General features: G+C 64.3%; 19 protein-coding genes. 11 read left to right on the top strand and 8 right to left on the bottom strand.

What is annotated here, in order from left to right:
* Nucleotides 1–56 precede the first annotated feature (56 nt).
* Genes AC066S_RS21160 through AC066S_RS21150 form a run of 3 tightly spaced genes read left to right on the top strand, consistent with a single transcriptional unit; the run spans nucleotide 57 to nucleotide 4,637 of the window.
* The gene (locus tag AC066S_RS21160; protein WP_478270516.1) at nucleotides 57–1,052 is read left to right on the top strand and encodes an efflux RND transporter periplasmic adaptor subunit; all 996 of its coding nucleotides are present in this window, start codon (nucleotides 57–59) and stop codon (nucleotides 1,050–1,052) included.
* On the top strand, nucleotides 1,049–4,270 hold the full coding sequence (locus AC066S_RS21155; protein WP_478270515.1) for an efflux RND transporter permease subunit: 3,222 nt from the start codon (nucleotides 1,049–1,051) through the stop codon (nucleotides 4,268–4,270). The genes AC066S_RS21160 and AC066S_RS21155 overlap by 4 nt, the downstream gene beginning before the upstream one ends.
* 10 nt (nucleotides 4,271–4,280) lie before the next feature.
* Nucleotides 4,281–4,637, top strand: a complete 357-nt coding sequence (locus AC066S_RS21150) for a carboxymuconolactone decarboxylase family protein (protein WP_126260824.1) — start codon at nucleotides 4,281–4,283, stop codon at nucleotides 4,635–4,637.
* Between the two features lie 80 nt (nucleotides 4,638–4,717).
* Here AC066S_RS21150 and AC066S_RS21145 read toward each other — a convergent pair whose 3' ends face one another.
* Nucleotides 4,718–5,050, bottom strand: a complete 333-nt coding sequence (locus AC066S_RS21145) for a hypothetical protein (protein WP_126260825.1) — start codon at nucleotides 5,048–5,050, stop codon at nucleotides 4,718–4,720.
* A gap of 203 nt (nucleotides 5,051–5,253) precedes the next feature.
* A complete protein-coding gene (locus AC066S_RS21140; protein WP_478270514.1) occupies nucleotides 5,254–5,484 on the bottom strand; it encodes a hypothetical protein in 231 nt (76 codons plus the stop codon).
* Nucleotides 5,485–5,818: 334 nt separating this feature from the next.
* Here AC066S_RS21140 and AC066S_RS21135 point away from each other — a divergent pair, with 334 nt between their 5' ends.
* Nucleotides 5,819–6,043 (top strand): hypothetical protein, encoded by a 225-nt coding sequence (locus AC066S_RS21135; RefSeq protein WP_126260827.1) that lies wholly within the window; start codon nucleotides 5,819–5,821, stop codon nucleotides 6,041–6,043.
* 152 nt (nucleotides 6,044–6,195) lie between these two features.
* Here AC066S_RS21135 and AC066S_RS21130 read toward each other — a convergent pair whose 3' ends face one another.
* Entirely contained in the window at nucleotides 6,196–6,501 is a 306-nt protein-coding gene (locus tag AC066S_RS21130) for a PilZ domain-containing protein (RefSeq protein ID WP_235885065.1), read from the bottom strand.
* Nucleotides 6,502–6,621: 120 nt separating this feature from the next.
* Between AC066S_RS21130 and AC066S_RS21125 the strand changes: the two genes are divergently transcribed.
* A complete protein-coding gene (locus tag AC066S_RS21125) occupies nucleotides 6,622–6,915 on the top strand; it encodes an HdeA family protein (protein WP_164718979.1) in 294 nt (97 codons plus the stop codon).
* Nucleotides 6,916–7,060: 145 nt separating this feature from the next.
* Here AC066S_RS21125 and AC066S_RS21120 read toward each other — a convergent pair whose 3' ends face one another.
* Nucleotides 7,061–7,525 carry a PaaI family thioesterase gene (locus tag AC066S_RS21120; RefSeq protein WP_478270513.1) on the bottom strand — a complete coding sequence of 155 codons (465 nt, stop codon included), beginning with the start codon at nucleotides 7,523–7,525 and terminating at the stop codon, nucleotides 7,061–7,063.
* Between the two features lie 340 nt (nucleotides 7,526–7,865).
* On the opposite strand from AC066S_RS21120, the gene AC066S_RS21115 reads away from it, so the two are divergent.
* A complete protein-coding gene (locus AC066S_RS21115) occupies nucleotides 7,866–8,165 on the top strand; it encodes a hypothetical protein (RefSeq protein WP_126260831.1) in 300 nt (99 codons plus the stop codon).
* 106 nt (nucleotides 8,166–8,271) lie between these two features.
* Nucleotides 8,272–8,526, top strand: a complete 255-nt coding sequence (locus tag AC066S_RS21110; RefSeq protein WP_135169154.1) for a hypothetical protein — start codon at nucleotides 8,272–8,274, stop codon at nucleotides 8,524–8,526.
* 126 nt (nucleotides 8,527–8,652) lie between these two features.
* Here AC066S_RS21110 and AC066S_RS21105 read toward each other — a convergent pair whose 3' ends face one another.
* Both AC066S_RS21105 and AC066S_RS21100 read right to left on the bottom strand, forming a co-directional pair.
* On the bottom strand, nucleotides 8,653–8,886 hold the full coding sequence (locus tag AC066S_RS21105; RefSeq protein WP_126260833.1) for a DUF6894 family protein: 234 nt from the start codon (nucleotides 8,884–8,886) through the stop codon (nucleotides 8,653–8,655).
* Between the two features lie 172 nt (nucleotides 8,887–9,058).
* The gene (locus AC066S_RS21100; RefSeq protein ID WP_126260947.1) at nucleotides 9,059–9,259 is read right to left on the bottom strand and encodes a hypothetical protein; all 201 of its coding nucleotides are present in this window, start codon (nucleotides 9,257–9,259) and stop codon (nucleotides 9,059–9,061) included.
* Nucleotides 9,260–9,515: 256 nt separating this feature from the next.
* Here AC066S_RS21100 and AC066S_RS21095 point away from each other — a divergent pair, with 256 nt between their 5' ends.
* Nucleotides 9,516–9,773, top strand: coding sequence for a DUF2798 domain-containing protein (locus AC066S_RS21095; RefSeq protein WP_478270512.1), 258 nt, complete (start codon nucleotides 9,516–9,518; stop codon nucleotides 9,771–9,773).
* 657 nt (nucleotides 9,774–10,430) lie between these two features.
* Here AC066S_RS21095 and AC066S_RS21090 read toward each other — a convergent pair.
* On the bottom strand, nucleotides 10,431–10,598 hold the full coding sequence (locus AC066S_RS21090) for a hypothetical protein (protein ID WP_164718981.1): 168 nt from the start codon (nucleotides 10,596–10,598) through the stop codon (nucleotides 10,431–10,433).
* A gap of 151 nt (nucleotides 10,599–10,749) precedes the next feature.
* Nucleotides 10,750–10,950, bottom strand: coding sequence for a hypothetical protein (locus AC066S_RS21085; protein ID WP_126260834.1), 201 nt, complete (start codon nucleotides 10,948–10,950; stop codon nucleotides 10,750–10,752).
* Nucleotides 10,951–11,394: 444 nt separating this feature from the next.
* Here AC066S_RS21085 and recA point away from each other — a divergent pair, with 444 nt between their 5' ends.
* The 3 genes from recA (at nucleotide 11,395) to AC066S_RS21070 (ending at nucleotide 14,588) form a co-directional block, all read left to right on the top strand.
* Nucleotides 11,395–12,483, top strand: coding sequence for a recombinase RecA (gene recA / locus AC066S_RS21080; RefSeq protein WP_126260835.1), 1,089 nt, complete (start codon nucleotides 11,395–11,397; stop codon nucleotides 12,481–12,483).
* A gap of 106 nt (nucleotides 12,484–12,589) precedes the next feature.
* Nucleotides 12,590–13,570 carry a DUF1835 domain-containing protein gene (locus tag AC066S_RS21075; RefSeq protein WP_135169156.1) on the top strand — a complete coding sequence of 327 codons (981 nt, stop codon included), beginning with the start codon at nucleotides 12,590–12,592 and terminating at the stop codon, nucleotides 13,568–13,570.
* A gap of 10 nt (nucleotides 13,571–13,580) precedes the next feature.
* Complete coding sequence (locus AC066S_RS21070; protein WP_478270511.1) at nucleotides 13,581–14,588, top strand: hypothetical protein; 1,008 nt, start codon at nucleotides 13,581–13,583, stop codon at nucleotides 14,586–14,588.
* Nucleotides 14,589–14,689: the final 101 nt, after the last annotated feature.

The following is a 14,689-nucleotide window of genomic DNA, read 5'->3' as shown; positions in this document are numbered from 1 at the left end:
CTGCGCCGCGGCGTGGTGATGCTTTGGTCGTGATACGGAAGAGTCCCATGCGATATATGGCGAGATATTTGGGCCTGCTGGCTGCTTTCGCGGCGATAGGCTGGTCTGCAACACCCGCGACGGCAGCCGAAACACTCGTGGTCGCGCGGCAATCGATCGCGGACGAGAAGGCGGTATTCGCCACGGTCGAAAGCACCAGCGTGGTGCCCGCGCGCGGACGCATCGGCGGCACGGTGGCTCAGCTCAAGGTCCGTGAAGGGGATCGCGTCGCCGCCGGCCAGGCGATCGCGACCATCGGTGACGAGAAACTCGTGCTGCAGATGAAATCGCTGGACGCCCAGATCGAGGCGTTGCAGGCGCAGGCCAACCAGGCGCAACTCGACTTCACCCGAACCGAGGGGCTGGTCGAGCGCGGTATCCTGCCGCGGATCAAGCTGGACGAGCAGCGCACCGCGCTCAACGTCGCCGACAACGGCCTGCGCGCCAGGTCCGCGGAGCGTGCCGTCATCAACGAGCAGCTCAACCAGGGACAGGTGCTCGCGCCGGCGGACGGGCGTGTGCTGAAACGGCTGATCACCGTGGGATCCGTCGTGCTCGCGGGCGATCCGATCGTGACCGTCGCCCAGCAGAACTTTAAGCTGCGGCTGCGCGTGCCGGAGCGCCACGCGCGCTTCCTCAAGGCCGGCGACAAGGTCCGCGTCGATGGCGCGGAGCTGGCGGGAGAGGCCTCGAAATGGGGCGTGATCGACCTCGTCTATCCTCAGATCGAGGAGGGGCGCGTTATCGCGGATGCGACCGTCGAGGGGCTCGGCGAATATTTCGTCGGCGACCGCTTGCGGGTCTGGGTCGCCGCGGGAACGCGGACGGCTTTGGTCATCCCTTCGGGCTATGTGACGACCCGGTTCGGCATCGACTATGTCCGGCTCCGGAAAGGCGACGTGACGGTCGACGTGCCGGTGCAGCGCGGCCGCGACATGCCGACGCCTTCGCTTCCCGACGGCCTCGAAATCCTGTCGGGCATCCAGGCCGGCGACCAATTGGTGAAGCCGTGAATCTCGGACTGTCAGGACGGTTGACCCGGTCGACCATCGCTTCGCCGCTGACCCCGCTGTTCCTGATCGGGGCGCTGGTCGTGGGGCTGATCGCCGTCGTGGCGATCCCCCGCGAGGAGGAGCCGCAGATCAGCGTTCCCATGGTGGATATCCGCGTCAATGCCGACGGCCTGCGCGCGCCCGACGCGGTGGAGCTGGTGAGCAAGCCGCTCGAATCGATCGTCAAGGGCATCGACGGCGTCGAACACGTCTACAGCCAGACCGAGGACGACCGCGTGATGGTCACCGCGCGTTTCCTGGTCGGCACCAAGTTCGAGGATGCCATCCTGCGGGTGCACGAGAAGATCCGCGCCAACCTCGACCGCATTCCCGTCGGCATCCCCGAACCGCTGATCGTCGGCCGGGGCATCAATGACGTCGCGGTGACGGTGTTGACGCTGTCGCCGAAGCCGGAGGTTGCCAGCCGCTGGACCGACAAGGATCTGTACGAGCTCGCCGACAAGCTGCGCGCGGAGCTGATGAAGGTCGACGATATCGGTCTGACCTACATATCCGGCGGCGCCGCGCAACAGATCCGGGTCGAGCCCGATCCGGAGAAGCTGTCGCTGTTCGGCGTCACGCTTCAGCAGCTCGTGGCCAAGGTCAAGGACGCCAACCGCTCGTTCCTGGCCGGTCAGGTTCGCGATGCCGGCATCGTGCGAGGCGTCGCGGCGGGGCAGACGCTGTCCGGCATTCCCGACATCGGACTATTGCTGATCACGAGCCGCGACGGCCGGCCGGTCTACGTCAAGGACGTCGCCTCTGTCGTCGTCGGTCCGAGCACCATCGAGCATCGCGTCTGGACGGATTCGCGCGGGGCCGCCGGGCAGTGGGCGCGCACGCCCGCCGTCAGCCTGGCGCTGGCCAAGCGGGCCGGCGCCAATGCGGTCGTCGTGTCCGAGAATATCGCGGGGCGCCTCGAAGGATTGAAGTCGCGCCTGATCCCCGAGGACGTCCGGGTGACGGTGACGCGCGATTACGGCGAGACCGCCAACGAGAAGGCCAACGAGCTGCTGTTCCACCTCGGCCTTGCGACCGTCTCGATCGTCGTCCTGATCGCGATCGCGATCGGCTGGCGCGAGGCGCTGGTGACGTTCGTCGTGATTCCCACGACGATCCTGCTGACGATGTTCGCCGCCAACCTCATGGGCTACACCATCAACCGCGTCAGCCTGTTCGCGCTGATCTTCTCCATCGGCATTCTCGTCGACGACGCCATCGTCGTCGTCGAGAACATCGCGCGGCACTGGGGCATGCGCGACGGCCGGCCGCGCCTGCAGGCCACCATCGAGGCGGTGGCGGAGGTCGGCAACCCCACCATCGTCGCGACGCTGACCGTGGTCGCCGCGCTGCTGCCGATGTTGTTCGTGTCGGGCCTGATGGGCCCCTATATGGCGCCGATCCCGGCGAACGCGTCGGCCGCCATGCTGTTCTCGTTCTTCGTCGCGATGGTGGTCGCGCCCTGGCTGATGCTCAAGCTCGCGCCGAGGGGCGAGGTTGTCTCAGCGCACGCGGAGCACGACGAAGGCCGGCTCGGCCGGCTCTACCGGCGTTTCGCCACGCCGATCGTGCGGAGCAAGCGGTCGGCCTGGATCTTCCTGCTCGGCGTCGGCATCGCGACGCTGCTGTCGATGACGCTGTTTGCGACCAAGTCGGTGACGGTCAAGCTTCTGCCGTTCGACAACAAGTCCGAGATCGCCGTGGTCGTCGACCTGCCGGAAGGCGCGAGCCTGGAGGCGACCGAGCGTACGCTGTTCGGCGCGGCCGCGATCGCGCGGCAATTGCCGGAGGTCACCTCGCTGCAATCCTATGCCGGCACGCCGGCGCCGTTCAATTTCAACGGTCTGGTGCGGCACTATTATTTGCGCCAGAGGCCCGAGCTCGGCGAAGTGCAGGTCAACCTGGCTGCGCGCGGCGAGCGCAAGCGCGCCAGCCATGAGATCGCGCTCGAGCTGCGCGAGAAGCTGAAGGCGCTCGATCCGCCCGCGGGCACCAGCATCAAGGTGGTCGAAGTGCCGCCCGGGCCGCCGGTGCTGTCGACGCTGCTCGCCGAGGTCTACGGTCCCGATGCGACCACGCGCCGTGCGGTCGCGGCGGAACTCAAGAAGGTCTTCGCGGAAGTGCCTTTCATCGTCGACATCGACGATTCCATCGGCGAGAAGCGGCCACGGCTGCGGCTCTCGATCGACCAGGACCGGCTCGAATTCTTCGGCGTCGAGCAGCGCGACGTCTACGACACCATCCAGGCGCTGTTCGGCGGCACCTCGATCGGCTATTCGCATCGCGGCGAGGACCGCAACCCGATCGAGATCGCGGTGCATCTCGGAAAGCGCGATCTGGTCTGGGACGAGGCGCTGGCCTCGACGCCGGTGCCGGCCAACACCTTGCCCGGCAGCAAGACGGTGGTCGAGCTCGGTCAGGTCGTCAAGGCGACCATGGAGGAGGGCTCGCCGACCATCTTCCGCCGCGACGGCCGCTTCGCCGACATGGTGATGGCCGAGCTCGCCGGACGCTTCGAGGCGCCGCTCTACGGCATGCTCGCGGTTGCCGATCGTGTCGATGCCCATGACTGGGGCAAGCTGCCGAAGCCTGCGATCAGCCTGCACGGCCAGCCATCGGACGAGTCGCGCCCGACGCTGCTGTGGGACGGCGAATGGGAGATCACCTGGGTGACCTTCCGCGACATGGGTGCCGCCTTCGGTGCGGCCATCCTCGGCATCTACGTGCTGGTCGTCGCCCAGTTCAGGAGCTTCCGTCTGCCGCTCGTCATCCTGACGCCGATTCCGCTGACGCTGATCGGCATCCTGATCGGGCACTGGCTGCTGGGTGCGCCGTTCACCGCGACCTCGATGATTGGCTTCATCGCGCTCGCCGGCATCATCGTGCGCAACTCGATCCTGCTGGTCGACTTCATCAGGCACAGCGGCGGGGACGGCAAGTCGTTGCGCGAGGTGGTGCTCGAGGCCGGCGCGGTCCGCTTCAAGCCGATCCTGCTCACCGCGCTTGCGGCCATGATCGGGGCCGCGACCATCCTGCTCGATCCGATCTTCCAGGGATTGGCGATCTCGCTGCTGTTCGGGCTGGCCTCGTCAACGCTGCTCACCGTGCTGGTGATTCCCGCGATCTACATCGCCTTGCGCGCGCCGCGCGAGGCTCCGACCACCGCCAAATCCAGCTAACGAGGGTCCGATGGACAAGAACTACGTCGACATCACCAGAAACATCTCCGCCAACCTGAAGAAGCTGCGCAGCGACATTCCCGATACGATGAAGGGATTTTCCGCACTCGCCCAGGCCGCCACGCGTGACGGCGCGCTGGACAAGAAGACCAAGGAACTGATGGCGCTGGCGCTCGGCGTCGCCGCACATTGCGACGGCTGCATCGGCTTTCACGTCGAGGCGCTGGTCAAGCTCGGCGCGAGCCGCGAAGAGATCGAGGAGACGCTCGGCATGGCCGTCTACATGGGCGGCGGCCCCTCGCTGATGTACGCTGCGGATGCGATCGCGGCGTACGAGCAGTTCCAGCAGCAATCGACCGTCGCATGACGGCGGTCACCTCGTAGAGGCATACGAACGGGACCGGGCGAATAGTCTCGTCCGGTCCCGAACCATCAAGCCTTCGCGGATTACCAGCGGTCGTCGACGCCAACGCCGACGCTGACGCCAGGCGCGCGAATGCCGACGCCGGCGCGCGGACCGTCATCCCAGTCGCGATGATAGGTGCGGCGCTCGTAATAGCGTTCGCGCGGCATGTAGTTGTAGGAATCGCGCACGATCACGCGCGAACCGCTGCGCGTGCGATAGCAACGGCCGGCGTCGTCGCAGACGAGCCGCACCTGCTGAACGAGATCCGGATTGGTGTATTCGCTGGTCGTGTAGATATCGGAAGCCTTCGCCCCCGAGACGGCTGCCAAGGCGCCCACGCCCGCCAACAGCGCAATCGCAAATGTCTTCATCATGTCCTCCTCGAAACTGCCCTCGGCGGTAACAAGAAGGGGAGGCGGCGATCGTTCCCCGCCGCGATGCCCGTTTTTCCCGGAACCGGCGGGTGGCGACGGTTCCTGAAGCGCGATGCGATTAGGATGATTCGTCATCGTGCTTTAGGTTGTTGTTTGAGCATGCTCTTTTCGGAAAACCGCTGCGCACTTTTCCGGATCATGCGCTAGACCGGCTCGTATGTCTCGGTCCCGCAGATGTCGTCGGCTTCCGCCCGCCGGCGGTCCACGACCTTCCCGCCGTTGATCGTCACGATGTAGGTCTGGGCGCCCAGCGAGGTGCCGGTTGCGGAGGTGAGCTGCGCGCGGACGCAGGCGGTCCAGCCCGGTCCGCGCAGCTCGCGATGGGGCGGGGCGACGTGCACCTCGCGCGGATAGGAGGTGGCGAGGAAAACCACATCGATCTCTTCGCACCACACGCTTGACGTCGGGAGGCGCTTCGGGTGGCGGTTGCTCGGCCTCCTTCATGCGCATGAACTCAGGCACCGGCGCGCGGCTGTCGGCAAAGCCGCAGGCACCAAGCGCGAGCGCGCCGGCGAGCAGCGCGGCATGAGCAATGATCCGTAACATCCGTGAAAGTCCCCTGCGGGCCAACAGATAGGCACGAATGCGGTCCGGCGAAGTCCTTGCCGATCAAGATTTGCTGAGGCCTCCACAAGCCCTAGAACCCGCGGCATTTGCTATTCCGCGTTTGCGGGCTAGTTTGTACCCCAGACGAAGGGGATTGCACCGATGAGGATTTTGGTCATCGCGGCCGCCGTGCTGGCACTGACGGCTGCCTCGGCGCAGGCGCAGGGCCGGCGGCCGTCCCAGGACGCGGCCAAGCCGGTGGACAACGGGCCCAAGGTCGACGAGAAAGCCTACAAGGCTGCGCTCGAGCGCATTCCCGAGCCGAAGGACAAATACGACCCTTGGGGTGGGGCTCGCCCCAGCGAGCCGGCCAAGAAGGTGAGATAGAACAGGCGGGGCGCCCGGCGGCGCCGCCTCACTTGCGGGATCGACGACGAGGCGGCCGCGACCGCAAGCCCGCGCTGGCGTTGCCGTCGTCGTGCCGCGCAATCATCATCGCCTTGTGGATGCGATGCGAACGCTCGTTCACATCGCGCGCGCTATTGCACAAAGGCGAGGCCGACGCGCTTGTCACTGCGCCAAACTGTGCGACAATTCCGTACGAACTCGTCGCGCGCGATCGAGAGCGTGAACGATTGCGGCAACGTGACGGGAGCGTCGAGGTCGATCGCCGCGCCGCCGGCCGACATGTTCCGCACCGTGCAGGCGATGCCGTTGTTTTCGAAGGTGATCGTTCCACCCTTGAAAACACGGTGACGCTGCGCTGTACGTTTCTCGATCATCGGCGTCGGTCCATCACGATGATTATGGAGTAATGCATAGAAATTACTTTGAACTAAACTCAATATCGGCGCTGCTCGCACGGCGCTTCAGACTTCGTTTACGACGTTCGAGCGGAGAGCCTCTCCGCCGATTTCCCCCGCAAGCCTTTCTTTTATGGCGTTACGGCGCCGATGGAGATTCCGATGAAGACCACGCTTTCGCTTCTGTTCGCCGCTGCGCTCTCGCTGTCGTCGATGCCCGCCCACGCCGTCAAATGGGACCTTTCGACCATGAGCTGCAAGCAGTTCCTCGAGAGCGGCGAAGACAACATCCAGGTCGTGCTGACCTGGATGGACGGCTGGTACAAGGGCGACGAGGACAACGCGATCATCGACACCGACGTGTTCATCGCGAACGCCAAGAAATTTGGTGCCTATTGCGGAAAGAATCCGACAGCCAGCATCGTCACGGCGGCTGACGAAGTGCTCGGCAAGTAACGCGAAGCGCGCGGACCGAAGCGCGATTGCGGTCGCGCCTGGGTCTGCTGCCTCCATGTCTCCTGCCTCGATGTCTGCTGCCTCGATGCGATCGTGATGGAGAGCCGCGCTGCGCTTGGCGCTCACGCGGCTCTCGCTTTTTCGATCAGCCCGGCAGCATCGCGAACGCGCTGGACACCATCGCGGCCGGCTTGTTGTCGCTCGCCGAGAGCAGCGTGACGCGGCCAAAGCTCATGGTGCGCCCGAGCCGCACCACGCGCGCGTCCGCCAGTACGTCCGACGAGGACACCGCGCGCATGAAATGCGTGGTCTGGTCGACCGTCGTCATCGGACGATAGCCGCGATTGGCTGCAAGGATCGCGATCACCATCGCGGTGTCGGCAAGCGCCATCAGGGCCTGGCCGCAGACCACGCCGCCGTTGCGGCACAACCGCTCCGAAAACGGCATGCGCAGAAGCGCGCCCGGCTGCCAGTCCGGCTGGTCCGCCGGCTGAGCGTGCTCGAGGCGCTCGACCGCGAGGTTGAGATCCTGGACCCAGGGCGCAAAAACCTCGCCGAGGATGCGTCTGGCGTCGGGGAGGCCGAATTCGGCGTCTGGCTGCCTTTGCATTGCTGTCGCGCTCTCCTGTATTGCCGGATGTTTCGTCCCATTGTGAGCGCATCGGCGCAGCAAAGTCACCCGGTCTCGCGGCGGTCCCGTCGGCTTGAAAATGCCTGACTTGGCCCGGTATGATGCCTCGCTTGGGAACGGGTGGATGATGTTGCGTCGGTGTGTCCTCGTCTTTTGTATGATCGCGCTCGGCCTCGCGCTGAGCGGGTGCACCAGATGCGGCCCGATCTGGGACGATTGGCTGCATGGGCCCAAATCTTGCCGGTCGGATCGGCTCTAGCGGCCCCGAACGGCCCCGGCGCGGGCGATCCCTGCCTCATGGATGATCAAGGAGTAGACGATGAAGCTTTTCCGTATGGCGGCGGTGCTGCTGGCAGCGCTGGCGGGACCTGCCTATGCGCAATTGCCCAATATCAATTTGATGCAGGACGGCCCGAGCAAGACGCCGGAGGAGAAGGCGCTCGAGGCCGAGCGCGAGAAGGCCTACAAGGAAACGCTGAAGAAAATCCCGGATTCCAAGTCGTCCAGTGATCCCTGGGGCGGCATGCGCGCCGATCCGCCGAAGCAGCCGGCGGCGCCGAAGGCATCGGCCGCAACCAGCGCGCCGAAGAAGACCAAGAGCGGCACGGCCGCCAACTGACGACAGCTTCGTCCGGGGGCGGCACAGGCCTTCGGACAGGACTCCTCTTCGGCGGGCCCACGCCCTACATTTGCCTCTGAGCGTAGCGCGTAGAGGAGGGCAGGACATGGCCGATCGTCCGCGGGATCTCGCCGAGCGGATGGCGCGCCGGCGCAAGGCGCCCGGCAAGCCCGTCCAAACGATCGGCGACGGCTTTCTGCGCGAGACCTTCACGCTGCCGCGCGCGGCGGCGCGGGAACGGGCGCAGGCCTTCTTCGCCCGCTACCCCAAGGCCGGCTATATGAGCGCGGTCGAGACCTGGCGCGAACTGCCCGGCGGCGACATCGAATTCACCATGCGGCGGCTGCCCAGCGCGGACTGAAGCCGGCCTGCCCGAGGGGCTCTTGCTAAAGCATGATCCGGAAAAGTGCGCAGCGGTTTTCCGAAAAGATCATGCTTAAACAACAACCTAAAGCGCGATGACGATTCATCCTAATCGCATCGCGCTTTAGTCGAGCGTTTCGGCGACGATGCGGATCCGGAATATCGGCTCCTTGGCCTCGTCCAGCAGCTCCATGTGCCATTCGGAATTTTCCTGGAGCTTGCGGGCAATGCCGGCGGTCATGTCGGCGCAGACATTGGTCATCTCTTTCCAGGCCGAATCGCGATCGGCGAATTCCGTCGCCTGGTCGGCGCAGCCGGAATAACGGCCATTCCGGATACGAAAGAAATAGAGCGGCATGGCTGGCACCGATCGCGCGTGACGGCCTCGCCCCCAAGGCCACGGGCGCGCGCAGTCCAATCCCAAACCAGCGTCAGATCAATTCCGGGCGGCTACGGATGATTCCGGGGCGAGGGGCCTGCCAGCCCCCCGCCGGTGCAGTGCAGACGCCCCACGCGCGATCAGCGCGGCGCTATCCGGCCGGTTCAGGCCGTTGCCCCGCCGATCGCTTCAGCTCCCGATCGATCCGCAGCTGCACGCGCCGGATCGCGAGCAGATCGATTTTCGTCTCGGTCTTGCCCGTCTTGATCTGATCGCCGATGCGGAACTGCCATTGCCAGATTCCGGGAATCGCCGTCTTGGCGACGGTGAATTCGATGCCCCTGTGATTCATGGTGACCTCCCACGATTCACTTCCAAGATCGCAAACAAGTTGGTCGTCATCATATTCCCACGGCAAGGAAAATCTGTTGGTTGACGGACAGTTACCCCGTGGTTCTCCGACCAAGAACAGAGTTCCTGGGCTGCATCCGTTTGCGGGTGTTGCGCCGCGCGATACGCGACGCAGACCGGCTCCTGCCAACGTTGCCGATGCGCGCGGCGGCATGTGCCTTGCTTGCCCTGATGACGGCAAGCAACATGGGTCCGTCATGCTCGGCATTCCCCGCCGCTACAGTCATTTCGTCTTCGGGATCATCCAGTCCGGACTGACTTCGCTGATCGCGGCCGGGATCGCCAGCTGGCCCGCGGGCAGCGCGGCGATCTTCGTCGGTCACTGGATGGCGTCGTGGCTGATCGCCTGGGCCGCGATGCTGCCGATCGTGCTCCTGGCGGCGCCTGCGATCCGCGCCTTCGCGCTGCGCCTGACCCGCGAGGAGAGGGATCCGCGAGCCGGCAGCCAGGTATGAAAAAGCCCCGCCTGGGGAGAGCCAAGCGGGGCAGAGAGTTGTTGGAGGCCGAGGTGCTGGGCTGCAACACCAGAGCCGCATCATCCTAGCCGGCTCCGCTTACGGCAGCCTGACAGGCGGCAGGTTTCCACGCCCGGTGGCCGAGGCCGCAGACTGGCCCCGCACCGGTCCCAATTTCGACATCCGTTCGCACAACTGCGGTCACACAGGTCGGCAAGATTTCAGACCGTTCGGCGCAGTCATGGGGGAAACGTGGCACGCCGACTACGGGGTGGCATCATGGATAACGTAGAGCGGTCGTTCGCCGCCGCGACAGCGGCTGGCTTCGTGGTGCTGGTGATCGGCCTCGTGCTGCTGGCGCTGCTGTAAGGCAGGCACTGCCGGTGCTCGTGTCCTGCGGCGATCGCGGGCACGGCCTGCCGCCAATCTCAAAACTGGAAAACAACCCCATGCACAGTAGGCCGCATGGAAATTCTGTTGTTCTTTCAGTGGCTTGAGTGCGGTGTTTAGATACCGTTATAGCTCGCGACTCGCTAGGGGCCATGCGGGCCGTTCCCCGCGATGTCGCGCCGTCGCGCGGGTCGGTCGATCCCGACCGGCGACCAAAGCGTCAGCCGGCGGGACGTTGTCGGTTTCGAAGCCGGCCCCCTTCAGGCTCTAATGGATCTTGATTTCATTCAGGGGAAGATGGAGTTCGCTGGCGCGCTCTTCGCGGTCCTTCCTGCGGAACTCGTTTTCCTTGCGCTCGAACTTCATCATCTCCTCATGCGCCGCCTGCGGCAGAGGTTTGCGCCCGATTGTTTCGCGATGCTCGTTGTCCGTCATGACTGAGATCCCCAGAGTTACGGTCTCGCCCTGGAGAAGGCCTGAGACCGCGAAAAGGTTCGGTGCCGCAGGATTGCGAATTTATGACGACCAGGCATGCGTCTTCGATGCGCGTCAGCTTCGGTCGGGGCGGGATGTTGCGGCCGCGCCGCTATTTCGGCGGTTGCAGCCCGGGCGATTTGACCCAGTCGTGCAGATGATTTGCCAACTCGGCCTGGCGCGCCTTCTTGAGGAGGGCGTCCCGTTCGGGGCCGGGAGGCAGGCTGGCGGCGTCCTCCTTGATCTGCTTCACCCATGCGGAGAGCCGGTCTTGAAGGGTCAGTTGTTGCTTGAAGCGTCGCCGCTTGAGCATGGCACGATCCTGTCCGTGCGCGGAAGGCGGCAGCGCAATCGGGGTTTCATCATCGATCGTCGCCGCGGTCCCGCGCGTGGTGATGATCGATTAGGATCCATAAACGGAACGGCGTCTGTTCAGTTGTGCGCACAACGCGCAGGCACGAGCCGGCTGATGAAGGTCGACCAGGATCGGGCCGCAACCGCGTCCGCGGAACGTTCACCGTTCCGGCCAGAATGCAGGATCTACGTTGTGGGGCTGCTGGCTTGCGACGAGCCACCACCGGGAATTAGGACGTCCCGAATTCAACCTGGGGGTAGGGGCAGAAGCGCGGCCAGCCGCCAAATTCCAAAAAGAACATATTGCGAACCTGGAACAAATAGGGTACATTGCTTTTATCGCCGCGCCGCCTCGCAACTGTTTGTCCCTCACGCGAATCCTCGCCATAAGGAGCACGACCCAATGTCCGCCACTGCCCTGCGTATCGTCGAAGGATCTTCCATGGACAAGAGTAAAGCTCTGGCTGCCGCGCTCTCCCAGATCGAGCGCCAGTTCGGCAAGGGCTCGGTGATGAAGCTCGGCAAGAACGACCGGTCCATGGACATCGAGGCGGTGTCGTCGGGCTCGCTCGGGCTCGATATCGCGCTCGGCATCGGCGGCCTGCCCAAGGGGCGCATCGTCGAGATCTACGGGCCGGAATCCTCGGGCAAGACCACGCTGGCGCTGCATACGGTGGCGGAAGCGCAGAAGAAGGGCGGCATCTGCGCCTTCATCGACGCCGAGCACGCGCTCGACCCGGTCTATGCCCGCAAGCTTGGCGTCAACATCGACGAGCTCCTGATCTCGCAACCCGACACCGGCGAGCAGGCGCTGGAGATCTGCGACACGCTGGTGCGCTCCGGTGCGGTGGACGTGCTGGTGATCGATTCGGTCGCGGCGCTGGTGCCGAAGGCCGAGCTCGAAGGCGAGATGGGCGATGCGCTGCCGGGCCTGCAGGCCCGTCTGATGAGCCAGGCGCTGCGCAAGCTCACGGCCTCGATCAACAAGTCCAACACCATGGTCATCTTCATCAACCAGATCCGCATGAAGATCGGTGTGATGTACGGCTCGCCTGAGACCACCACCGGCGGCAACGCGCTGAAATTCTACGCCTCCGTCCGCCTCGACATCCGCCGCATCGGCGCGATCAAGGAGCGCGACGAGGTGGTCGGCAACACCACGCGCGTCAAGGTGGTCAAGAACAAGCTGGCCCCCCCGTTCAAGCAGGTCGAGTTCGACATCATGTACGGCGAGGGCGTCTCCAAGATGGGCGAGATCCTCGACCTCGGCGTCAAGGCCGGCATCGTCGAGAAATCGGGCGCCTGGTTCTCCTATGACAGCCAGCGGCTCGGCCAGGGCCGCGAGAACTCGAAAGCGTTCTTGAAGGCCAACCCCGACATCACCGCCAAGATCGAAACCGCGATCCGCCAGAACTCCGGCCTGATCGCCGAGCAGATCCTGGCCGGCACGCCCGAGCGCGACGCCGACGGCGAGGAGCCGACGGACGAGTAAATCTTAGACAGCCAGGTTTTTCGCGAGGAGCGGGCGCTGAAGACGTTGAGTTGCCGACGTCTTCGGTGCCCGTTTTCGTTTTGCCTTGCGTTTATCAGGTGGTGCGATGAAGCGGCTGATCTTGACCGGGTGGGGCGGCGGGAGTGATCTCGTTCGATCGGGGTTGGCCGAGATCGTCATCCCGTTCCATTTTAGTTTTGAGTGGGGACCGCTCCCGCAGGTGGAAAAGCTCTCAGCTTATTTGGCTGCCTACACCGCAGAGCTTGGCCATGCCGAACATTGGTCGGACTGGGTCCGCTGGCCCCGCGACGCCAAGCGTCGCAAATTGTCGCTGGCTGAATTTTGCGAGCTTTACGACGAGATCGAACTCTGGTTTGGAGCGACTGCCCGCGACCAGCTGCAACTGGTCTGGTTGCTTGATTACCTCGGCAGCTATCCTGCATTGGCGCTGAAGCTCAGGCTGCGATTGCTGAACTCCGACCTGATATTTGGTCCCGATTATGATTTCGTTGAGGGCGAACGCCATATTTCCGTCGGGGACGTCGGTGCGGAGGAGTTCGAGATCGCGCAGTTGGCATGGTCGGCCTACCGCGGGCCGACCCCGGAGGCCTGCATCGATCTGCTTCACCGCGATCTGAGCGCGTTGCTGATGCTGCGGCCAGCCTTGCTCGAGCTTCTGGCAGAGCTCCCGTCTCCTTTGACCGGACTAGGTGCGACCGAGATTCGATTTCTGGAGATGCTCCATTGGTATGCAAACACGAATGCGTTGTTCCATCTACGCTCGCTACGGGGCACTTACGTGTGGGGTGAGGTCGAACTGGGATATTTGCTCGAAGGCCTCGCCCTCGGCCCCAAGCCAGCTGTGGCCGGGCTCGGCGAAGAATTACGCATCATCGACCTTGGCAATCTCGGAGCCCGGCACAAGGTTTACCTCCGCAGCCGGTTGTCGCTGACCGAATTCGGTAAGGCTGTACTGGCCCATCAGGAGGATTTCAGCCGTTATAATCCAATCGATCGCTGGTGGGGCGGCACACATCTGACCAACGATCGGCTGTGGCGCTACGGCCCTGTCCTGACGAAGCCCTGAGGAGGCCGACGTGACGCGGCTTATTGTGACGACAGACTCGTCCGCCGCCGGCGCCATACAACGGGCCGGCCTTGCCGACCTGGTCATTGCGATCGAGCGTCGCATGGTCGGGGGACCGCTACTCTCCGAAACGGAATGCGAGGCATTCTTCGCCCCGCGCGTGGCTCATCCAAATGGCCTGCACTGGCTCGACGATACGCCGGTTTGGCTCCTGGAAAGGTCTGGGGTGAGGGGGCGCGGACTGATCGATCTGTTGTCCGAATGCGACACGGCCGAACTGTGGATGGGACCAGAGCCGAACGCACAATTGCTTCTGCTCTGGCTGCTCGATTATTGCGGCACCGAGGAAGCGGCAGTTTCCAAGCTCTCGATACGTCGTCTGGACTTTGCCGTGGGTGATCTCGCGCCGGAGCAACTTGCGAAGCTGAATCCTCCAATTGCAAGAATTACGCAGGATCACGTTGAACTGGCCGGTCGGGCATGGCGAGCCTATTGCGCGTCCACGCCGCAGACTTGGTTCGAGCTCATCGAGATGGATTTGAGCCTGCTTCCGCAACTCGAGCGTTGCGCCCTCGACCTGCTCGAGGAACTCCCGGGCGTGACCACCGGTCTTGGAGCGACTGAGATGCGAATGCTGGAGTTGATCGCGCCTGGCGGCGTGCAGCCCTTCGATGTCTTCCCGGGTCATCAGAAGCGCAACGAGCGGCGCGTGTACGATTACTGGGAAGTCGGAGTCCTGCTCGACGGGCTCGCGCGATGCCCGGTACCGGCCGTAGCCGGGCTCGACGAGGGGCCATTCACGCTCGACATGCATGACGATGCGCGCCGTTTCGCGCAATATAAGCAATCCGTGATGTCACTCACCGATTTCGGGACGGCGGTGCTGGCGGGACAAGAGGACTTCCCGCGTCATAATCCGATTCGTCGCTGGTGGGGTGGCACGCTTCTCACCAACGAACGGCTTTGGCGATGGGATCGCGAAAGCCGGTTGTTGATTGAGCCTTATGTCAGGTTGTAGGGTGGATTAGCCGCAGGCGTAATCCACCACATTGTCTCCGCGGAAGCAGACGTGGCGGGTTACGCCGACGGACGGCGCTTCGCGCCGCCGCCTGCTAACCC

Source organism: Bradyrhizobium sp. CFUWI (assembly GCF_056429085.1).
This window is presented reverse-complemented; position numbering and strand designations above follow the sequence as displayed.